Below are 19453 nucleotides of genomic sequence, written 5' to 3'. Positions count from 1 at the left end.
CTCGGCTTATCCACCGAAGCTGTGGATAAACCTGTTAACAGGCGTTCGACAAGCTTATCAAAGCCCCGTGGCATGCGGCCTGCGGACAGATCGGGTATTTTTTGCCCACCCCACAAAATCCAATAAAATCAATCACTTGAAAATTGACTTGATGAGCCTGTCGGTGTAACGGGGTCTTGTTAGGAATGCTTCCCATAATGTGCATAAGCGTAACACCTGCGACCGAACACAAGCCCCACAGGTCAATTTCTCGACCGTCAGAAACGGCAACGCCCCGTCGAGACGGGGCGCTGCGTCGAACTGCCGGGTGTTACTCCGCGGCAGCCTGTTCCTTGATGCCGATCAGCTCCAGATCGAACACCAGCACCGAGTTGGCCGGGATCGCCGGCGACGGGCTCTGCTCGCCGTAAGCCAGTTCGCTGGGGATGTACAGCTTGTATTTCTCGCCGACGTGCATCAGCTGCAGGCCTTCGACCCAACCCGGAATCACCCCGCCCACCGGCAGGTCGATGGGGCTGCCGCGCGCGACCGAGCTGTCGAACACGCTGCCGTCGGTCAGCTTGCCTTCGTAGTGCACGGTCACCACGTCGGTTGCCTTGGGCTGGGCACCGTCGGTCTTCTTCACCACTTCGTACTGCAGACCGGATTCGGTGGTGACCACGCCTTCGCGCTTGCCATTTTCCTCGAGGAACTTCTTGCCGGCTTCGGCCGCTTCCTTGTTCAGCGCCGCCATGCGCTCTTCGGCACGGGTCTGCAGGAAGGAGAAGGCCTCGATCATGTCCTCGTCCTTGATGCGCGGCTCTTTCTTCGCCAGCGCATCCTCGATGCCCTGGGCGACGGCGTTGGAGTCCAGATCGTCCATGCCTTCCTCGGACAGGCTGCGGCCCATGTTCAGGCCGATGCCGTAGGAAGCTTTCTGCGCCGGGGTCTTGAGTTCGACTTCGCTGGTTTGCGAATCGCAACCGGCGAGCACCAGGCCCACCAGGGCTACCGCCGCCGCCAAACGATGCTGTTTCATGCTTGTTCCTTGTAGATGCGCCCAAAGGCCGTCGTGTGAAAGCGCGAGCTTAGCAGTCCGCCGCGATCACTGGCTACGGCATAGGAGCCGAGCGATGCGCATAAGTTCAAGCAAACAAAGGAATTTTCTGAGGTTTTCGGCGAATGCCGAAGAGGCGTCACAGGAGGGGATGGAGCGAGGAGAAGAATGGCGCAGCGGACGGGACTCGAACCCGCGACCCCCGGCGTGACAGGCCGGTATTCTAACCGACTGAACTACCGCTGCGCGTAACTGCGAGATTGGTGGGTGATGACGGGATCGAACCGCCGACCCTCTGCTTGTAAGGCAGATGCTCTCCCGGCTGAGCTAATCACCCTTCACTCTCGAAGTGGGGCGCATTCTAGAGAGCGATCTGCACCTTGGCAAGCCCCGATGCAAAAAATTTCTATCGCTCCAGCAAGAACTTAGGCGAGACCCAGGAATTTTCCCGCTGGCCCGATGCCAGGGTTGGCCTGAGCCCGCGAGGGGAGAATAATGCGCGCTTTGCGCTGGCGGCCAGGCCGCGATCTCGCGACCACCCGCCCCCCTTCCCGTCGCGGCGCGCCACCTGCAGCCCGAGCGCCGCCCCGCGACCATCACGCCAATGGAGAGTCACCCGCTCATGTGGTTTCGTAACCTGCTGGTCTATCGCCTCACCCAGGACATCCCCTTCGATGCCGACGCGCTGGAAAGCGCGCTGGCGAGCAAGCCGGCGCGTCCCTGCGCCAGCCAGGAGCTGACCACCTACGGCTTCAGCGCGCCCTTCGGCAAGGGCGCCGACGCGCCGCTGGTGCATGTCAGCGGCGACTTCCTGCTGATCGGCACGCGCAAGGAAGAACGCATCCTGCCCGGTTCGGTGGTGCGCGACGCGCTGAAGGAGAAGGTCGACGAGATCGAGAACAGCCAGATGCGCAAGGTGTACAAGAAGGAGCGCGATCAGTTGAAAGACGAGATCGTCCAGACCTTCCTGCCGCGCGCCTTTATCCGCAAGTCCGGCACCTTCGCCGCCATCGCGCCGAAGCAGGGCCTGATCCTGGTCGACAGCGCCAGCGCCAAGAAGGCCGAAGACCTGCTCTCCACCCTGCGTGAGGCCATCGGCTCGCTGCCGGTGCGCCCGCTGTCGGTGAAGGTCGCGCCCACCGCCACCCTCACCGACTGGCTGAAGACGCAGAAGGCAGCCGAAGGCTTCTACGTGCTCGACGAGTGCGAGCTGCGCGACACCCACGAGGACGGCGGCGTAGTGCGCTGCAAGCGCCAGGACCTGACCAGCGAGGAAATCCAGCTGCACCTGTCCACCGGCAAGCAGGTCACCCAGCTGTCGCTGGCCTGGCAGGACAAGCTGTCGTTCGTGCTCGACGACAAGCTGGTGATCAAGCGCCTGCGCTTCGAGGACATCCTCCAGGAGCAGGCCGAACAGGACGGCGGCGAAGACGCCCTGGCGCAGCAGGACGCCAGCTTTACCCTGATGATGATGACCCTGGTGGAGTTCCTCCCCGAGCTGTTCAGCGCCCTCGGCGGCGAAGAGATTCCCCAGGGGATCTGAGCCGCGGCGTCTGCGGCTGAAGCCGCTCCCACAGGGCGGATCGCGGGGCGCACCCTACCTGGGCAAACTCAGGGTCACTCGCAGGCCGCCCTCGCGCAGGTTGCGCAGGCTCAGCTCACCGCCGTGGCTGTGGGCGATATTGCGCGCGATGCCCAGGCCCAGGCCGTAGCCCTGCTGCTGCCCGGCCAGACGGAAATGCGGCTCGAACACCTGCTCCAGGCGCTGTTCCGGCACCCCCGGGCCTTCGTCGTCGACGTGCAGGACGAAGGCCTGGCCGTCGTCCTCGATCTGCAGGTGGGCGCGCTCGCCGTATTTCAGTGCGTTGTCCACCAGGTTGCCAATGCAGCGCTTGAGCGCCAGCGGCTTGCCCGGATAGGGCGCCAGCGCACTGCCGGCGAGCGTGACCCGACCGTTACCCAGGTAGGGCTCGACCACCCCGTGCAGCAGGTGATTGAGGTCGACCGGCTCGATGTTCTCGTGGATGTCGGTGTCCTTGACGCACTGCAGCGCGCCCTTGACCAGCATCTCCAGCTCGTCCAGGTCGCGGCCGAACTTGGCCTGCAGCACCTCGTCGTCGAGCAGCTCGACGCGCAGGCGCAGGCGGGTGATCGGCGTGCGCAAATCGTGGGAGATGGCGCTGAACAGCTGGCTGCGCTCGTTGAGGTAACGGCCGATGCGCTCGCGCATGGCGTTGAAGGCGCGGCTGACCTCGACCACCTCGCTGCCGCCAGCCTCGGCCAGCGGCTCGACCTCGCTGCCCAGCGACATTTCCCGCGCCGCCCGCGCCAGGCGTTTGAGCGGACGGCTCTGCCAGTGCACCAGGATGCCGATGAACAGCAGCAAAAAACTGCTGGTGAGGATGATGAACCACAGCTGCTGCGCCGGCAGGCCCTGCTGCTCCAGGCCGACATAGGGCTCGGGCAGCAAGGACGCCAGGTACAGCCATTCGCCCTCGGCGATCCGGATCTGCGTCACCAGTACCGGCGGATTGAGCGGCTCCAGGCTCAGCGCGTAGTGCGCCCAGGAACGCGGCAGCTCGTCGAGTTTCAGGCCGCTGTTGAAGATACGCAGGTCCTCCGGGCTGACGAACTGCAGGGAGATGTCCAGGCCGCTGCCCAGACGCTCGCGCAGGGTGGCCTCGACCGCCTCGAGTACCGCGCGCTTGCGCGGCGTCGGCGGCAGCACCTGCATCTGCAGCGGCTTGTCGTTGAGCGAGACGAAGAAGCGCGTGCCGCCCATGTTGCGCAACTGGTCGAGCACCAGCGGCCGGTAGCCGATCGGCAGCGAGCGGAAGTAGCTGACGCTGGCAGCCATCGACTGCGCCAGGCTGCGCGCGCTGGTGAGCAGGCCCTCCATCTGGCTGGCGCGCAGCTGCGAGACCCAGATGAAACTGGACAGCGCCTGCGCCAGCAGCACCACCAGCAGGGTCAGCAGCAGCATGCGCCCGAGCAGCGAGCGCGGCACCGGCAACCAGCGCCGCCAGCTAGCCATGCTGCGCCGTCACCTGGGCCGCCAGCAGGTAGCCGCTGCCGCGCACGGTGCGGATCAGCCGCGGCGGCTTGTCGGTGTCGCGCAGGCGCTGGCGCAGACGGCTGACCGCCATGTCGACGATGCGCTCGAGCGGCATCACCTCGCGGCCGCGGGTGGCGTTGCCGATGGTGTCGCGATCGAGGATCTGCTGCGGGTGATCGAGAAACAGCTTGAGCAGGGCGAAGTCGGCGCCAGAGAGGATCACCTCCTCGCCATCGGCATGGAACAGGCGGTGGCTGACCATGTCCAGGCGCCACTGGTCGAAGGCCAGCACCTCGCCGCCCGCCACCTGGCTGAACTGCGCGCGACGCAGCAGCGCCTTGATCCGCGCCTGCAGCTCGCGCGGGCTGAACGGCTTGCCCAGGTAGTCGTCGGCGCCCAGCTCCAGGCCGATCACCCGGTCGGCCTCGTCGGAGCTGGCGGTGAGCATGATGATCGGCACCAGGGCGAAGCGCTGGTGTTCGCGCACCCAGCGGCACAGGCTGAAGCCGTCCTCGTCGGGCAGCATCACGTCGAGAATCACCAGGTCGGCCGGTTCGGCGCACAGCGCCTGGCGAAAGCCGGCACCGTCGCAGGCGGCGCGCACGGCGAAGCCGGCGCGGCTCAGGTAGGTCTGTAGCAGGTCGCGAATCTCCGCGTCGTCATCGACCAGGAGAATGGATTTTCCGGGCTGGCTCATGGTCCGCCACCTTTCTTGTTATGCCTCTATAGCGCGGATGAAATCCGGGCTACGGGACTGGCTCATCTCGCCACTTTGGTTGTTCTGCACGGATCTTGGTAAGCATGGCCTAGGCGGCCCCGCACACCCTACCCCGCTGCCTGCTGCAGCGCCACGCCGGCGCCCATCAGGCCGGGGTATTCGGCGGTCACCAGCCAGGCCGGGATGCCGTCGAAGTAATGGCTCATGCAGCCCTTGTCGCGTAGCGCCGCGGCGAAGCCGCTGGCCAGAAACAGCTCGGCGAAACGCGGCACCACGCCGCCGACCACATAGACCCCGCCGCGCGCGCCGAGGCTGAGCACCAGATTGCCGGCGGCGCGACCGAGCCAGACGCTGAACTGCTCGATCACCGCGCCGGCCAGCGCATCGCCGGCCAGCGCCGCCGCCGTCACCTCGGCCGGCGAGGCCAGGCGCGGCTCGGCGCCGTCCAGCTGGCATAGCGCCCGGTACAGCAGCAGCAGACCGCCGCCGCTGAGCACGTCTTCGGCGCGCACATGGCCGAGCTGGCGATACAGCAGCTGCCACAGCTCGGCCTCGCGCGGCGTGGCGATGGGCAGGTCGACGTGCCCACCCTCCCCCGGCAGCGCCTGCCAGCCGCCGCCGGCCGTGGCCAGCAGGGTGCCGACGCCGAGGCCGGTGCCGGGGCCGATCACCACGCAGGGGCGCCCGGCCTGCGCCTGGCCGGGGCAGATCGGCCGACGCTCGTCCTCGCGCAGGCGGGTCATGCCCAGGGCCATGGCGGAGAAGTCGTTGATCAGCAGCAGCTCGCGCACCTGCAAGTCGCGGCAGAACGCGCTGCGGCTGAGGCGCCAGTGGTTGTTGGTGAAGCGGAACTCGTCGCCGCCGACCGGCCCGGCGCAGGCCAGGCACACCGAGTCCACCGCGCCCAGCGGCAGCTCCAGGCCCTGCAGGTAGGCGCGAATGGCCGCCTCGGGGGTCGGATAATCGGCGGTGGCCAGCACCCGCACGCTATCGAGCTGCGCGTCGCGCCACAGGGCGAAGCGCGCGTTGGTGCCGCCGATATCGCCTACCAGCGCCAGCTTCACGTCAGCGACTCCAGGCTGGCGGTGAAGGCGCTGGCGCCCTGCTCGGCGCTGCTGAAGTTGTGCCGCATAAAGGCGAACAGCTCGCGCCCGCAGCCCGCTGCCGGCGCCGGCGCAGCGGCCAGTTCGCGCGCCGCCAGCTCGGCCGCGTCGACCTTCAGCAGCAGCTCGCCGCTGTGGCCGTCGAGGCGAATGAGGTCGCCGTCGCGCACCCGCGCCAGCGGGCCGCCGTCGAAGGCCTCGGGACAGACATGGATGGCCGCCGGGATCTTGCCCGAGGCGCCGGACATTCGCCCGTCGGTGACCAGCGCCACCTTGAAGCCGCGGTCCTGCAGCACGCCGAGATAGGGGGTCATCTTGTGCAGCTCGGGCATGCCGTTGCTGCGCGGGCCCTGGAAACGCACCACGGCGACGAAATCGCGTTCCAGCTGGCCGGCCTTGAACGCCTCGACCAGCTCCAGCTGATCCTCGAACACCAGCGCCGGCGCCTCCACCAGCTGATGCTCGGGGGCCACCGCGGAGACCTTCATCACCCCGCGGCCGAGGTTGCCCTGCATCAGGCGCAAGCCGCCCTCCGGCGAGAAGGGCCGCGCCACCGGGCGCAGCACGCTCTCCTCCAGGCTCTTGCTGGGGCCGTCGCGCCAGACCAGCTGGCCGTCGTCGAGGAAGGGCTCGCGGGTGTAGCGCGACAGGCCGCGGCCGGCCACGGTGTTGACCTCCTCGTGCAGCAGGCCGGCCGCGAGCAGCTCGCGAATCAGCAGGGCCATGCCGCCAGCGGCCTGGAAGTGGTTGATGTCGGCCTTGCCGTTGGGATAGACGTGGGCCAGGGTCGGCACCACCTCGGAGAGCTCGGCCATGTCCTGCCAGGTCAGCAGGATGCCGGCGGCGCGGGCGATGGCCGGCATATGCAAGGTATGGTTGGTCGAACCGCCGGTGGCGTGCAGGGCGACGATGGAGTTGACCAGGCAGCGCTCGTCGACGATCTCGCCGATGGGCATGAACTGGCCGCTCTGCTTGGTCAGGCGGGTGACCTGGCGCGCCGCCTCGCGGGTCAGCGCCTCGCGCAGCGGCGTACCGGGGTTGATGAAGGAGGCGCCCGGCAGGTGCAGGCCCATCACCTCCATCAGCAGCTGGTTGGTGTTGGCGGTGCCGTAGAAGGTGCAGGTGCCCGGGCCGTGGTAGGCGGCCATCTCCGCCGCCAGCAGCTCGTCGCGGCTGGCCTTGCCCTCGGCGTAGCGCTGGCGCACGTCGGCCTTTTCCTTGTTGGACAGGCCCGAAGTCATGGGGCCGGCCGGCACGAACAGCGACGGCAGGTGGCCGAAGCGCAGCGCCCCCATCAGCAGGCCGGGGACGATCTTGTCGCACACGCCCAGGTACAGCGCGGCGTCGAACATGTTGTGCGACAGCGCCACGGCGGTGGACATGGCGATCACCTCGCGGCTGGCGATGCCCAGCTCCATGCCCGGCTCGCCCTGGGTGACGCCGTCGCACATGGCCGGCACGCCGCCGGCGAACTGGCCCACCGAGCCGAGCTCGCGCAGGGCCTGCTTGATTTGCTCGGGGAACTGCTCGTAGGGCTGGTGCGCCGAAAGCATGTCGTTGTAAGCAGAAACTATGGCCACGTTGGCCGCGTCCATCAGGCGCAGGGTCTGCTTGTCGTGGCCGCTGCAACCGGCCACGCCATGGGCGAAATTGGCGCACTGCAGCTTGCCGCGCTGCGGCCCTTCGCTGGCAGCCGCGCGGATCATCGCCAGGTAACGCTGGCGGGTGGCGCGGCTGCGCTCGATCAGGCGGTCGGTGACTTCAACAACGCGGGGATGCATGGGGTTCTCCAGGCTAGCAGCTAGCGTCTGTTTGTAGTTTTAACAAAATACTGCCACTAAAAAGGCTTGATTTCTAGTCTCACGCGAATAATCTTGTAATTCCAACAACAAAATTACGAGAACCCTCACCATGACCCTGCGAATCGCCATCAATGGTTTTGGCCGTATCGGCCGCAACGTACTGCGCGCACTCTATACCCAGGATTATCGCCAGCATTTGCAGGTGGTGGCGATCAACGATCTGGGCGACAGCGCCATGAACGCCCACCTGCTGCGCCACGACAGCGTACACGGCCCCTTCGCCGGCGAGGTGGTGGCCGATGGCGAAAGCCTGTGGGTCAACGGCGACCGCATCGCCGTCAGCGCCATCCGCAACCCGGCCGAACTGCCCTGGAAAGCCCACCAGGTGGACGTGGTGTTCGAGTGCACCGGACTGTTCACCGAGCGCGACAAGGCCGCCGCCCATCTCGCCGCCGGTGCGCGCAAGGTGCTGATCTCGGCGCCGGCCAAGGGCGCCGATGCCACCCTGGTGTACGGGGTCAACGAAGGCGTGCTGACGCCGGCCATGCAGATCCTCTCCAACGCCTCCTGCACCACCAACTGCCTGGCGCCGGTGGCCCAGGTGCTGCACCGCGAGCTGGGCATCGAGCAGGGGCTGATGACCACCATCCACGCCTACACCAACGACCAGAACCTCTCCGACGTCTACCACAGCGACCCCTACCGCGCCCGCTCGGCCACCCAGTCGATGATCCCGACCAAGACTGGCGCCGCCGAAGCGGTCGGCCTGGTGCTGCCGGAGCTGGCCGGCAAGCTCACCGGCATGGCCGTCAGGGTGCCGGTGATCAACGTGTCGCTGGTCGACCTGACTCTGCAGCTCAAGCGCGAGACCAGCGCCGAGGAGGTCAACGCCCTGCTCAAGGCCGCCAGCGAACAGTCGCCGGTCTTGGGCTACAACAGCCTGCCGCTGGTGTCCTGCGACTTCAACCACAACCCGCTGTCGTCGATCTTCGACGCCAACCACACCAAGGCCAGCGGCAAGCTGCTCAAGGTGATGGCCTGGTACGACAACGAATGGGGCTTCTCCAACCGCATGCTGGACAACTGCCGGGCCCTGGCGCGGCTGATGTGACCGAGGAATGCCGATGAGCCGTATCAGCTTCACCAGCGCCAGCCTGCCGGCGCGCAAACGCATCGCTCTGGTGGCCCACGACCACTGCAAGGGCTTTCTCCTCGACTGGTGCGAACGCCAGCGCGACAAGCTGGCGCATCACGAGCTGCTCGCCACCGGCACCACCGGCCTGCTGCTGAGCAAGCGCCTGGGGCTGCCGGTGGAAAGCATGATCAGCGGCCCGCTGGGCGGCGACCAGCAGCTCGGCGCGCGCATCGCCGAGCAGCGCGTGGACATCCTGGTGTTCTTCTGGGACCCCTTCGAGCCGCAGCCGCACGACCCGGACATCAAGGCGCTGCTGCGGGTCGCCGCGGTGTGGAACATCCCGGTGGCGTGCAACGAGAGCAGCGCCGACTACCTGCTCAGCAGCAGCCTGCTAGAGCAGCAGCACGAGTACCGCATTCCCGACTACCAGGCCTATCTGGCCGGGCGCGGTTGAAGCAAGCGCGCACCACGACGGACTAGAAATCCACCCGCCCCCGCCCCGCCTTGATCGCCCCGCGCTTGCTCTTGCCGTCCAGGCGGCGCTGCTTCGAGCCCAGGGTCGGCTTGGTCGGGCGGCGCTTCTTCTCGGTCTTGCCGGCGCTGCGGATCAGCTCAGCCAGGCGCTCGAGGGCATCGGCGCGGTTCTGCTCCTGGGTGCGGTACTGCTGCGCCTTGATGATCACCACCCCGTCCGCGGTGATGCGGCTGTCGGCCAGCGCCATCAGGCGCTCCTTGTAGAACGGCGGCAAGGACGAGGCCTGGCTGTCGAAGCGCAGGTGCACGGCGCTGGACACCTTGTTGACGTTCTGCCCGCCGGCGCCCTGGGCGCGAATGGCGCTCAGCTCGATTTCCTCGAGCGGCAGGTGGACGGCGTTGGAGACGATGAGCATGGCTTGGATCCGCGAGATTCAGGCCGTCAGGATAGCCGCTGACGCTGTAACCTTTGCTTGAAATTTCTCCGCGGCATTCGGCCACGGCCTCGGCTAACGTAGCGACCTGCCCTCACGCGAGCTCAACTGATGGATTCGATCACCCAAGCCGTACTCGGCGCCAGCATCCAGGGCGCCCTGCTCGGCCGCTGGCAGGGGCGCAAGGCGCTGCTGTACGGCGCCATGCTCGGCACCCTGCCAGATCTCGACGTGGTCATCGACTACGGCGATGCGGTGGCCAACATGACCTACCACCGCGGTTTCAGCCATTCGCTGTTCGTCCTCAGCGGCCTGGCCCTGCTGTTGACCTGGCTGGTCAGACGTTTTCGGCCTCACCCCGGCTATTCGGGGCGGCGCCTGCTGCTCACCGTTTGGCTGATTCTGTTCACCCACCCCGTGCTGGACGCCTTCACCAGCTACGGCACCCAGCTGTTCTGGCCGCTGATGCCGATTCCCACCGCCTGGTCCAGCCTGTTCATCATCGACCCGCTGTATACCCTGCCACTGCTGGTTGCGGTCGTGGTCGGCCTGTTCAACGGCTTGCGCGAACAGGCCTGGCGGGTGCCGGCCGTGGCCCTGGCGCTGTCCACGCTCTATATCGGGTTCAGCCTGGCCGGCAAATACATGGCCGAGCAGCGGGTGGAGGCCGAACTGGCGCGCCAGGGCATCGTCGCCGAGCAGCTGTTCATCACCCCGACGCCGCTCAACAGCCTGCTGTGGCGGGTCATAGTGCTGGACGGCGAGCACTACCACGAAGCCCTGGTCGGCTGGTTCGACGACGCTCCGCCGCAGCTGCAGCGCCTGCCGCGCGGCACACAGCTGCGCGAGCAGTTGCTCGACTCGCCCGCGCACCGGCGCCTGGCCTGGTTCACCGACGGCGTGCTGCGCTACGACCAGATCGGCGACCGCCTGATCGTCACCGACCTGCGCCTGGGCATGACCGGCTTCCACCCCTTCCGCTTCGACTTCGCCCGCCTGCAGGACGGCCAGTGGCAGGTGCACCGGCACATCGAGCGGCTGCCCTTCGAGCGCGGCGAACCCGAGCACCTGCTGGTGCTGCTCAAGCGCATCTGGCAGCCGCAGCTGCCCGTTCCGCTACTGGCCTGGGCCGGCGAACTGGAGAAACCCCTGCTAAGTGAGACGGGCTCGCGCTAACATCGAGCCCTCTTCATCAAGGCGGGATGCCTGCGATGCTGTTCCGCCGTTTCGAGTCGCTGATCGACGCCTTCAGACCCAGCCCGGACGTGCAGCCGCCCGCCGGGCTGCTGCGCTTCTACCTGCACTACCTGCGCCAGGTCTGGCCGCTGATGCTGGCCCTGCTGGTGATGGGCTTCTTCGCCGCGGTGATCGAGGTGGCGCTGTTCGAGTTCCTCGGCCGCCTGATCGACATGGCACAGCGCACGCCGAGCGCCGAGTTCTTCCAGCAGTACCGCGGCGAGCCGCTGTGGATGCTGCTGGTGGCGCTGCTCCTGCGCCCGCTGGTGTTCGGCCTGCACGATCTGCTGGCCAACCAGGCGGTCAATCCGGGACTGACCAACCTGATCCGCTGGCAGAACCACCGCTACGTGCTCAAGCAGAGCCTGAGCTTCTTCCAGAACGACTTCGCCGGGCGCATCGCCCAACGCATCATGCAGACCGGGCCGAGCCTGCGCGAGTCGGCCATGCAGCTGGTCGACGCGCTGTGGTTCGTGGTGGTCTACGCCGGCAGCGCGCTGTACCTGTTCGCCGCCGCGGATGTGCGTCTGATCCTGCCGCTGCTGGCCTGGATCGTCGGCTACTGCCTGCTGCTGCGCCATTTCGTGCCGCGCATCAAGCAGCGCTCGGCAGCCGCCTCGGCGGCGCGCTCGAAGGTCATGGGCCGGGTGGTGGACGGCTACAGCAACGTGATGACGCTCAAGCTGTTCGCCCACACCCGCGAGGAGGAAGGCTACGCCCGCGAGGCCATGCAGGAGCTGCTGGACAAGGTGCACCAGCAGACCCGCACCGTGACCCTGCTCGACGTCAGCATCACCAGCCTCAACGGCGTGCTGATCGTCGCCACCGGCGCCCTGGCGCTGTGGCTGTGGAGCCTGGGGTCGATCAGCACCGGCGCCATCGCCCTGGCGCTGGGCCTGGTGCTGCGCATCAACAACATGGCCGAGTGGGTGATGTGGGTGGTCAACGGCATCTTCGAGAACGTCGGCACGGTGCAGGACGGCATGCACACCATCGTCCAGCCGCGCCAGGTGCTCGACCGGGAGGGCGCCCAGCCGCTGCGGGTGGAGCGCGGCGAGGTGCGTTTCGAGGACATCCACTTCCACTACGGCAAGGCCGGCGGGGTGATCGCCGGGCTCAGCCTGAACGTGCGCGCCGGCGAAAAGATCGGCCTGGTCGGGCCGTCCGGCGCCGGCAAGTCGACCCTGGTCAACCTGCTGCTGCGCCTGTACGACCTGGAGAGCGGACGCATCCTGGTCGATGGCCAGGACATCGCCCAGGTCAGCCAGGAGAGCCTGCGCGCGCAGATCGGCATGGTCACCCAGGACACCGCCCTGCTGCACCGCTCGATCCGCGACAACCTGCGCTACGGTCGCCCGGACGCCAGCGAGGCGCAGTTGCTGGAGGCGGCGCGCAAGGCCCGCGCCGACGCCTTCATTCCGCTGCTGGACGACGGCCAGGGCGGCCGCGGCATGGACGCCCAGGTCGGCGAGCGCGGGGTCAAGCTGTCCGGCGGTCAGCGCCAGCGCATCGCCATCGCCCGCGTGCTGCTCAAGGACGCGCCGATCCTGGTGCTGGACGAAGCCACCTCGGCGCTGGATTCGGAAGTCGAGGCGGCGATCCAGGACAGCCTGGACGAGCTGATGCAGGGCAAGACGGTGATCGCCATCGCCCATCGCCTGTCGACCATCGCGCGCATGGATCGCCTGGTGGTGATCGACCAGGGGCGCATCGTCGAGAGCGGCAGCCACGCCGAGCTGGTCGCCCGCGGCGGCCTGTATGCGCGCCTGTGGCAGCACCAGACCGGCGGCTTCGTCGGGGTGGATTGACCCCGTGGGAGGGGCTTGAGCCGCGACTCGCCGCTAAAGCGCAGCCCACAGCATGGCATTCCTGCCCGGTTACTCCGCCGCCGGCTTCTTGCGCTTGAGCGGCGCCAGGCCGTCCTCGCTGACCAGCGCCGAGGGCTTGCCGGCCGGGCGCGGGCCGGACTTGCGCTTGGGCGCGGCCTTCTTGGCGTCCTTGTCGGTCTTTTTCTTCTTGCTGCCGGCGGCCTTGCCCGAGGCCTTGAGGTTCTTCGGCCCCTGGTAGCTGCCCTTGAGCTCCTTGACGGTGCGCCGCTCGAAACGCTGCTTGAGGTAGCGCTCGATGCTCGACATCAGGTTCCAGTCGCCGTGGCAGATCAGCGAAATCGCCAGCCCTTCGCCGCCGGCGCGGCCGGTGCGGCCGATGCGGTGCACGTACTCGTCGCCGGAGCGCGGCATGTCGAAGTTGATCACCAGGTCCAGGCCGTCGACGTCCAGGCCGCGGGCGGCCACGTCGGTGGCCACCAGCACCTTGACCGCGCCCTGGCGCAGGCGGTCGATGGCCAGCTTGCGGTCCTTCTGGTCCTTCTCGCCGTGCAGCACGAAGGCCTTGACCCCGGCCGCCACCAGCTTGCCGTAGAGGCGGTCGGCCTGCACCCGGGTGTTGGTGAAGACGATGGCCTTGTCATAGGTCTCGTTGGCCAGCAGCCAGTCGACCAGCTGTTCCTTGTGATGGTTGTGGTCGGCGGTGATGATCTGCTGGCGGGTGCCCTCGTTGAGCTGACTGACGCTGTTGAGCATCAGGTGCTGCGGCGCCTTGAGCACCTTGGCGACCATCTCGCGCAGGCCGTTGCCGCCGGTGGTGGCGGAAAACAGCAGGGTCTGGTGCGGCCCGCAGGCTTCGGCCAGGCGCTGGGCGTCCTCGGCGAAGCCCATGTCGAGCATGCGGTCGGCCTCGTCGAACACCAGCACCTCGACCTCGTTCAGCGGCAGGTTGCCGGCGTTGGCGTGTTCGATCAGGCGCCCCGGCGTGCCGATCAGGATGTCGATCTTGCGCATCATCGCGGCTTGCACCTTGAAGTCCTCGCCGCCGGTCACCAGGCCGGCCTTGAGGAAGGTGAACTGGGCGAAGCGCTCGACTTCCTTCAGCGTCTGCTGGGCCAGCTCGCGGGTCGGCAGCAGGATCAGCGCCCGGATGCTCACGCGCTGCTGCGAGTTGCCATCACCGAGCAGGCGGTTGAGCAACGGCAGGACGAAGGCGGCGGTCTTGCCGCTGCCGGTCTGGGCGATCACCCGCAGGTCCTTGCCCTCCAGCGCAGGCGGAATCGCTGCCGCCTGCACCGGGGTGGGCTCGACGAAATTAAGCTCGGCCACGGCTTTCAGCAGGCGTTCATGCAGGGCGAATTGGGCAAACACGGGGGCACTACCTCGAAGAATCGACAAAACGGTGCATAGCCTAACGGTTTCCGCCGCCGCGGCCGAATTTCTTTGCAACGCGGCGCCGCCGAGGTTGCGAACCCATGCCATGGGGATGGTCTAATTGGCCCCTTCCCGAGCATCGACAGGTAGTTTTCGCCCATGGATACGGATCAGCTGCTGAGCCAGGCCGAGCAACTCTGGAACCACTTCGACCAGTACCCCTGGCTGGGCGCCATCACCGGCCTGCTGGTGCTGCTGCTGGTGGCGCTGCTGGCCGGACGCCTGGCGCGCTTTCTGATCCTGCATGCGAGCAAGCTGCTGGCACGCCAGCCGGCGCTGTTCTGGCTGGAGGACCTGCGCCACAACAAGGTGTTCAACCGCCTGGCGCAGATGGTGCCGTCGCTGCTGGTGCAGTTCGGCCTGGTGCTGGTGCCGGAGCTGAGCGACAAGGCCGAGCACTTCCTGCGCAACCTGGCCCTGGCCTTCACCCTGCTGTCGCTGACCCTGGCCCTCAGCGCCCTGCTCAACGCCCTGCTCGACCTCTACGCACGCACCCCGCACGCGCGCACCCGCTCGATCAAGGGTTACGTGCAGCTGGCCAAGATGCTGCTGTACGTGTTCGCCGCCATCGTCATAGTCGCCACCCTGATCGACCGCTCGCCGCTGCTGCTGCTGTCCGGCCTCGGCGCGATGTCGGCGGTGATCCTGCTGGTGTACAAGGACACCCTGCTGTCCTTCGTCGCTGGCGTGCAGCTGACCAGCAACGACTCGCTGCGCGTCGGCGACTGGATCGAGATGCCCCAGGTCGGCGCCGACGGCGACGTGGTGGACATCAGCCTGCACACGGTCAAGGTGCAGAACTTCGACAAGACCATCGTCTCCATCCCCACCTGGCGGCTGATGGCCGAGTCGTTCAAGAACTGGCGCGGCATGACCCAGGCCGGCGGCCGACGGATCAAGCGCAGCCTGCACCTGGACGCCGGCCTGGTGCGCTTTCTCGACGCCGCCGAGGAGCAGCGCCTGGCCGGCGTGCGCCTGCTCACCGATTATCTCGGCCACAAGCAGGCCGAGCTGCGCCAGTGGAACGCCGAGCACAAGGCCGAGAACGGCCCCTCGGCCAACCGCCGGCGCATGACCAATATCGGTACCTTCCGCGCCTACGCCGAGGCCTACCTGAAGAGTCACCCGCAGATCCGCCAGGACATGACCTGCATGGTGCGCCAGCTGCAACCCGGCGCCGAAGGCATCCCGCTGGAGATCTACTGCTTCACCGGCACCACCAACTGGCTGGAATACGAACGCATCCAGAGCGACATCTTCGACTACCTGCTGGCCCTGCTGCCGGAGTTCGACCTGGCGCTGTACCAGCAGCCGGCCGGCAACGACCTGCGCCAGGGCCTGCAGGCGCTGAGTCAAAGACTGCCGTCACAATCGCCGGCGGCGCCGACGCCGGAGGCTTGAACCGCCCCGGCCGCGGCGTTCTAATCGGCACACCCCTTCGCTGGAGCTCTGCCCATGCCTGCCATAACCCGAACTCCCCTCGCGCTCGGCCTCAGTCTGCTGCTGTTCGCCTCGCCACTGCTGGCCAGCCCGCCGCCGGGCAAGGGCAAGCATGGCGGCGGCCACGACGAGGTGCAGATCGACCTGCGCGGTCCGACCGTGGATATCGGCCAGGTGCGCATCGTGCTCGGCGACAACCGCCAGCTGATCGGCCCGACCTCCGCTCTGCCGCCCGGCATCGCCAAGAACCTGGCCCGCGGCAAGCCGCTGCCGCCGGGCATCGCCAAGAACTTCGACAGCCGTCTGTCGGCGCGCCTGCCCTATTACGAGGGTTACGAGTGGAAACAGGTGGGCCGCGACGTGGTGCTGGTGGCAATCGCCACCGGGATCGTCTATGAGGTATTGAGGAACGTGCTGGACTAAACCAGAGCCCCGGGCGCCGCCGACCAGCGGTCGCGGCGCCCGCCGAACTTGTCGCCTACGCATCGCTCCAACGCTAAGACGCTTTGTTGCGGAGGCATGATGAACCCCTCGCTGATCTACCACGTCACCTCAAGCCTCGATGGCTATATCGCCCGCCCCGATGGTCGCCTCGACTGGTTCGAAGCCCAGCGCCAACCGGACGAGGAATACAGCTTTCAGTACTTCTACTCCAGCATCGACGCCCTGCTGATGGGCCGCGGCACCTACGAGGCGCTGCTCAAGCGCGGTGGGCCCTGGCCCTATCCGGGCAAGCCCTGCGTGGTGCTCACCCGCTCCCAGTTGCCGCGCGCGGCGACCGAGGTGCAGCTGACCCACTGCACGCCGGGGCAGGCCGTGGCGGCGCTGAAGGAAGCCAAGTTCCAGCGCATCTGGCTGGTCGGCGGCAGCTCCCTGGCGGGCACCTGCTACACCGCCGGCCTGCTCGACGAGGTGGTGATCAACCTGGTACCGCACCTGCTCGGCGCCGGCATTCCGCTGCTGGCCAGCGGCATGGAGCGCAGCCTGGTGCTGAGCGACCAGCGGCGCTTCAACAGCGGCACGGTGCAGCTGCACTACCAGGTGAAGAAGCAGGCCAGCCAGCCGACGCAGATTCCCATGCCGCGCAGCAGCGCCGCCTGATCAGTGCCCGCGCTGCTGCTTGCGCAGCAGCCGGGCGCTGTCCCAACCAACCAGCAGCACCGCCAGCCAGATCGGCAGGTAGGTCAGCCATTGCCCGGCATCGAAGGACTCGCCGAGCACCAGCAGGGCCACGCCGAACAGCAGCACCGGCTCGACGTAATTGAGAATGCCGAACAGCCCCAGCGGCAGCAGGCGGCTGGAAGCCATCATCGCGGCGAAGGCCAGGGTGCCGATCAGCGCCATGCCGGGCACCAGCAGCCAGAGCGCGGCCCGCTCCTCGAAGGCGCCCACCGGGGCGTAAGCGACGATCAGCCAGATCGCCAAGGGCGCCAGCATCAGCATCTCCAGCACGAAGCCCGACAATGCGTCCAGGCGCATCCAGCGGCGCAGCATGAAATACGGCGGGTAACCCAGCGCGGTGACCAGGGTCAGCCAGGAGAACGCCTGGCTGCGCCACAGTTCGTGCAGCACGCCGAGCACGGCGCAGGCCACCGCCAGTTGCTGCAGCGGGCGCAGGCGTTCGTCGTAGAACAGCCGCCCGGCCAGGACCATGGCCAACGGCAGGAGGAAGTAGCCCAGCGACACCTCAAGCATGCGCCCGGCCAATGGCGCCCAGAGAAACAGCCCCCACTGCACGCCGATCAGCACCGCCGCCAGCGGCCAGGCGGCCAGCAGCAACGGCTCGCGGCGCAGGCGGGCGAAGGTCTCGCGCAGCAGCGCCCCCTGGCGGGTCAGCAGCACCAGCAACAGCACCAGCGGAATCGACCAGAGCACGCGCTGGGCGAAGATCTGGATGCCGTCCAGCGGCGCCAGCAGTTGCACGTAGCCGGGCAGCACGGCGAACAGCAGCGAGGCGCCCACCGACAGCGCCACCCCACGCCCGGACAGGTGCATCAGGCCACCCTGCCCTGCAGTAGCCGCGCCCGGCCGAGGCCGGCCAGCGGCAGCGAGGCGACGATCACCGCACCGCCCAGGGCCAGGCGCAGCAGATCGGCGTCATGGTTCCAGATCAGCAGATTGACCAGCAAGCCGGCCGGCACCAGCGCATTGTTCATCACCGCCAGGGTGCCGCCGTCGACCAGGCTGGCGCCCTGGTTCCACCAGTACAGCCCCAGGCCCGAGGCCACCACGCCGAGCCAGGCGAGCACACTCCACTGCAGCAGCGTGCTCGGCAGGCGCTCGGCATTGCCCAGCAGCAGGAAGGCCGGCAACGCCACCAGCAGCGCACCCAGGTAGAAGAAGCCGAAACGCCGGTACTGCGGCTCGCTCGAGGGGTGACGCAACAGCAGGTGCTTGTACAGCACCTGGCCGGCAGCGAAGGTGAAGTTGGCCAGTTGCAGCAGCAGGAAGCCGAGCAGGAACCCCTGGCTGACGCCGTCGTAGCGGATGATCCCGGCGCCCAGCACCGCCACCAGCGCGGCGAGCAGTGCCCAGGGGTTGAAGCGGCGATTAAGGGCGTCCTCGATCAGGGTCACGTGCAGCGGCGTGAGGATGGTGAACAGCAGCACCTCGGGCACCGTCAGCAGGTTGAAGCTCAGGTACAGGCAGACATAGGTGACGCCGAACTGCAACGCGCCGATCAGCAGCATGCCGCGCACGAAGGCCGGCGCCTGGCCGCGCCAGCGGGTCAGCGGCACGAACAGCAGCCCGGCGATGAGGATGCGGCTGAGCACGGCGAAGTAGCTGTCGACCGCCCCGGCCAGGTACTCGCCGATCAGGCTGAAGGAGAAGGCCCACAGCAGGGTCACAATCAGCAGGTAGCGCACGGCGAGCTCCAGACAACTAAGGCGGCGACCTTAGCGCGTTCGCCCGTGCCGGACAATCCGTCGCAGCGGCCTGGGCCGCGAACAGGGTGGACTGCGGTCGCAATCCGGGAGGATCCGCGTGAATGTCTCCGGTTTTGCCCCGGATCAGACGAAAAAGCCGGCCCGCACCCTCGGGCACCGGCCGGCGAACGCGCCCGGATGCGGGCGCTCAGGAGAGTGGAGTCGCGATCAGGCCACGGCCGCCAGCTTGGCCTTGGCCTGGGCCAGCCCCTTGGCACTGAACTCGCTGCCCAGGTTCAGGCCTTCGGCATGGATGAACTGCACCTCGTGGATGCCGATGAAGGCCAGCGCCTGGCGCAGGTAGGGTTCCTGGTGATCCAGGCCGCTGCCGGCGTAGATGCCGCCGCGGGCGGTGAGGACGAAGGCGCGCTTGCCACTGAGCAGGCCCTGCGGGCCGGTTTCGCTGTACTTGAAGGTGACCCCGGCGCGCAGCACGTGGTCCAGCCAGGCTTTCAGGGTGCTGGGGATGGCGAAGTTGTACATGGGCGCGGCCAGCACCAGCACGTCGGCGGCCAGCAGCTCGTCGGTGAGCTGGTTGGAGCGTGCCAGCGCGGCCTTCTCCGCCTCGCTCTGCTGCTCGGTCGGGGTCATCCAGCCGCCCAGTAGGGTGGCATCCAGGTGCGGCACCGGCTCGGCGGCCAGGTCGCGTACCTGGATCTGGTCGGCGGGATGGGCGGCCTGCCAGTTGGCGATGAACTGCTGGGTCAGCTCGCGGGACACCGAGCCTTGTTGACGGGCGCTGCTTTCGATAACCAGAACACGGGACATGTTTGAGACTCCATCGAGGTGGGTAGAGATCGATGGAGCAGAGATTAGAGTCGCAACTATCGATT

Annotated in this window: 18 protein-coding genes and 2 tRNA genes; 8 read left to right on the top strand and 12 right to left on the bottom strand. The window is 67.5% G+C overall.

Features of this window, described 5'->3' with window-relative positions:
* Positions 1-310: 310 nt before the first annotated feature.
* From ACIGFL_RS05030 to ACIGFL_RS05020, 3 genes are all read right to left on the bottom strand, one after another.
* Positions 311-1018, bottom strand: coding sequence for an FKBP-type peptidyl-prolyl cis-trans isomerase (locus ACIGFL_RS05030; protein WP_021443525.1), 708 nt, complete (start codon positions 1016-1018; stop codon positions 311-313).
* Between the two features lie 187 nt (positions 1019-1205).
* Positions 1206-1282: transfer RNA gene (locus ACIGFL_RS05025), tRNA-Asp, on the bottom strand.
* A 15-nt stretch (positions 1283-1297) separates the two neighbouring features.
* Positions 1298-1373, bottom strand: a tRNA-Val gene (locus ACIGFL_RS05020).
* Positions 1374-1658: 285 nt separating this feature from the next.
* On the opposite strand from ACIGFL_RS05020, the gene rdgC reads away from it, so the two are divergent.
* Positions 1659-2579, top strand: a complete 921-nt coding sequence (gene rdgC / locus ACIGFL_RS05015; RefSeq protein ID WP_397496325.1) for a recombination-associated protein RdgC — start codon at positions 1659-1661, stop codon at positions 2577-2579.
* A 54-nt stretch (positions 2580-2633) separates the two neighbouring features.
* On the opposite strand, the gene ACIGFL_RS05010 is transcribed toward rdgC, so the two are convergent.
* The 4 genes from ACIGFL_RS05010 to edd all read right to left on the bottom strand — a co-directional run bounded on the left by ACIGFL_RS05010 (position 2634) and on the right by edd (position 7693).
* On the bottom strand, positions 2634-4043 hold the full coding sequence (locus ACIGFL_RS05010; protein WP_218567624.1) for an ATP-binding protein: 1410 nt from the start codon (positions 4041-4043) through the stop codon (positions 2634-2636).
* A 19-nt stretch (positions 4044-4062) separates the two neighbouring features.
* Entirely contained in the window at positions 4063-4788 is a 726-nt protein-coding gene (locus ACIGFL_RS05005) for a response regulator (protein ID WP_021443528.1), read from the bottom strand.
* 128 nt (positions 4789-4916) lie between these two features.
* Positions 4917-5873: a glucokinase gene (locus tag ACIGFL_RS05000; RefSeq protein ID WP_122107531.1), complete on the bottom strand. Its 957-nt coding sequence runs from the start codon at positions 5871-5873 to the stop codon at positions 4917-4919.
* Entirely contained in the window at positions 5870-7693 is a 1824-nt protein-coding gene (gene edd, locus ACIGFL_RS04995) for a phosphogluconate dehydratase (protein WP_397496324.1), read from the bottom strand. Before edd ends, ACIGFL_RS05000 begins: the two co-directional genes overlap by 4 nt.
* 130 nt (positions 7694-7823) lie before the next feature.
* On the opposite strand from edd, the gene gap reads away from it, so the two are divergent.
* Together gap and ACIGFL_RS04985 are read left to right on the top strand one after the other, a co-directional pair.
* Complete coding sequence (gap, locus tag ACIGFL_RS04990) at positions 7824-8825, top strand: type I glyceraldehyde-3-phosphate dehydrogenase (RefSeq protein WP_021445453.1); 1002 nt, start codon at positions 7824-7826, stop codon at positions 8823-8825.
* 13 nt (positions 8826-8838) lie between these two features.
* Positions 8839-9303 carry a methylglyoxal synthase gene (locus tag ACIGFL_RS04985; RefSeq protein WP_397496323.1) on the top strand — a complete coding sequence of 155 codons (465 nt, stop codon included), beginning with the start codon at positions 8839-8841 and terminating at the stop codon, positions 9301-9303.
* A 22-nt stretch (positions 9304-9325) separates the two neighbouring features.
* Here ACIGFL_RS04985 and arfB read toward each other — a convergent pair whose 3' ends face one another.
* On the bottom strand, positions 9326-9739 hold the full coding sequence (arfB, locus tag ACIGFL_RS04980; protein WP_397496322.1) for an alternative ribosome rescue aminoacyl-tRNA hydrolase ArfB: 414 nt from the start codon (positions 9737-9739) through the stop codon (positions 9326-9328).
* A 129-nt stretch (positions 9740-9868) separates the two neighbouring features.
* Between arfB and ACIGFL_RS04975 the strand changes: the two genes are divergently transcribed.
* Positions 9869-10933 carry a metal-dependent hydrolase gene (locus ACIGFL_RS04975; RefSeq protein WP_397496321.1) on the top strand — a complete coding sequence of 355 codons (1065 nt, stop codon included), beginning with the start codon at positions 9869-9871 and terminating at the stop codon, positions 10931-10933.
* Between the two features lie 35 nt (positions 10934-10968).
* A complete protein-coding gene (locus ACIGFL_RS04970; protein WP_397496320.1) occupies positions 10969-12801 on the top strand; it encodes an ABC transporter ATP-binding protein in 1833 nt (610 codons plus the stop codon).
* Between the two features lie 69 nt (positions 12802-12870).
* Here the strand turns inward: ACIGFL_RS04970 and ACIGFL_RS04965 are convergent, their stop codons facing one another.
* On the bottom strand, positions 12871-14190 hold the full coding sequence (locus ACIGFL_RS04965) for a DEAD/DEAH box helicase (protein WP_397496319.1): 1320 nt from the start codon (positions 14188-14190) through the stop codon (positions 12871-12873).
* Between the two features lie 162 nt (positions 14191-14352).
* On the opposite strand from ACIGFL_RS04965, the gene ACIGFL_RS04960 reads away from it, so the two are divergent.
* From ACIGFL_RS04960 to ACIGFL_RS04950, 3 genes are all read left to right on the top strand, one after another.
* Positions 14353-15654 carry a mechanosensitive ion channel family protein gene (locus ACIGFL_RS04960; protein WP_397496318.1) on the top strand — a complete coding sequence of 434 codons (1302 nt, stop codon included), beginning with the start codon at positions 14353-14355 and terminating at the stop codon, positions 15652-15654.
* Between the two features lie 54 nt (positions 15655-15708).
* Positions 15709-16116, top strand: coding sequence for an anti-virulence regulator CigR family protein (locus ACIGFL_RS04955; protein ID WP_397496317.1), 408 nt, complete (start codon positions 15709-15711; stop codon positions 16114-16116).
* 99 nt (positions 16117-16215) lie between these two features.
* Entirely contained in the window at positions 16216-16794 is a 579-nt protein-coding gene (locus ACIGFL_RS04950) for a dihydrofolate reductase family protein (protein ID WP_021445461.1), read from the top strand.
* On the opposite strand, the gene rarD is transcribed toward ACIGFL_RS04950, so the two are convergent.
* The 3 genes from rarD to ACIGFL_RS04935 form a co-directional block, all read right to left on the bottom strand.
* Positions 16795-17688 (bottom strand): EamA family transporter RarD, encoded by an 894-nt coding sequence (gene rarD / locus ACIGFL_RS04945; RefSeq protein ID WP_397496316.1) that lies wholly within the window; start codon positions 17686-17688, stop codon positions 16795-16797.
* Positions 17688-18560: a carboxylate/amino acid/amine transporter gene (locus ACIGFL_RS04940; RefSeq protein ID WP_397496315.1), complete on the bottom strand. Its 873-nt coding sequence runs from the start codon at positions 18558-18560 to the stop codon at positions 17688-17690. The genes rarD and ACIGFL_RS04940 overlap by 1 nt, the downstream gene beginning before the upstream one ends.
* A gap of 228 nt (positions 18561-18788) precedes the next feature.
* Entirely contained in the window at positions 18789-19388 is a 600-nt protein-coding gene (locus tag ACIGFL_RS04935) for an FMN-dependent NADH-azoreductase (RefSeq protein WP_122107540.1), read from the bottom strand.
* Positions 19389-19453 lie beyond the last annotated feature (65 nt).

It is taken from the genome of Pseudomonas sp. NPDC077649 (genome assembly GCF_044542855.1).
In the GTDB taxonomy this organism is placed as follows: Bacteria; Pseudomonadota; Gammaproteobacteria; order Pseudomonadales; family Pseudomonadaceae; genus Aquipseudomonas.
The sequence above is the reverse complement of the archived record's forward strand: the minus strand, read 5'-3'. Positions and strand labels throughout refer to the sequence as shown.

Coding starts and splice junctions, on each gene's coding strand:
- rarD (WP_397496316.1), bottom strand. CDS start 17,688: ATGCACCTGTCCGGGCGTGGGGTGGCGCTGTCGGTGGGCGCCTCGCTG.
- ACIGFL_RS04935 (WP_122107540.1), bottom strand. CDS start 19,388: ATGTCCCGTGTTCTGGTTATCGAAAGCAGCGCCCGTCAACAAGGCTCG.
- ACIGFL_RS04960 (WP_397496318.1), top strand. CDS start 14,353: ATGGATACGGATCAGCTGCTGAGCCAGGCCGAGCAACTCTGGAACCAC.
- ACIGFL_RS04970 (WP_397496320.1), top strand. CDS start 10,969: ATGCTGTTCCGCCGTTTCGAGTCGCTGATCGACGCCTTCAGACCCAGC.
- ACIGFL_RS04955 (WP_397496317.1), top strand. CDS start 15,709: ATGCCTGCCATAACCCGAACTCCCCTCGCGCTCGGCCTCAGTCTGCTG.
- ACIGFL_RS04950 (WP_021445461.1), top strand. CDS start 16,216: ATGAACCCCTCGCTGATCTACCACGTCACCTCAAGCCTCGATGGCTAT.
- ACIGFL_RS05005 (WP_021443528.1), bottom strand. CDS start 4,788: ATGAGCCAGCCCGGAAAATCCATTCTCCTGGTCGATGACGACGCGGAG.
- edd (WP_397496324.1), bottom strand. CDS start 7,693: ATGCATCCCCGCGTTGTTGAAGTCACCGACCGCCTGATCGAGCGCAGC.
- rdgC (WP_397496325.1), top strand. CDS start 1,659: ATGTGGTTTCGTAACCTGCTGGTCTATCGCCTCACCCAGGACATCCCC.
- ACIGFL_RS05030 (WP_021443525.1), bottom strand. CDS start 1,018: ATGAAACAGCATCGTTTGGCGGCGGCGGTAGCCCTGGTGGGCCTGGTG.
- ACIGFL_RS04975 (WP_397496321.1), top strand. CDS start 9,869: ATGGATTCGATCACCCAAGCCGTACTCGGCGCCAGCATCCAGGGCGCC.
- ACIGFL_RS04985 (WP_397496323.1), top strand. CDS start 8,839: ATGAGCCGTATCAGCTTCACCAGCGCCAGCCTGCCGGCGCGCAAACGC.
- arfB (WP_397496322.1), bottom strand. CDS start 9,739: ATGCTCATCGTCTCCAACGCCGTCCACCTGCCGCTCGAGGAAATCGAG.
- gap (WP_021445453.1), top strand. CDS start 7,824: ATGACCCTGCGAATCGCCATCAATGGTTTTGGCCGTATCGGCCGCAAC.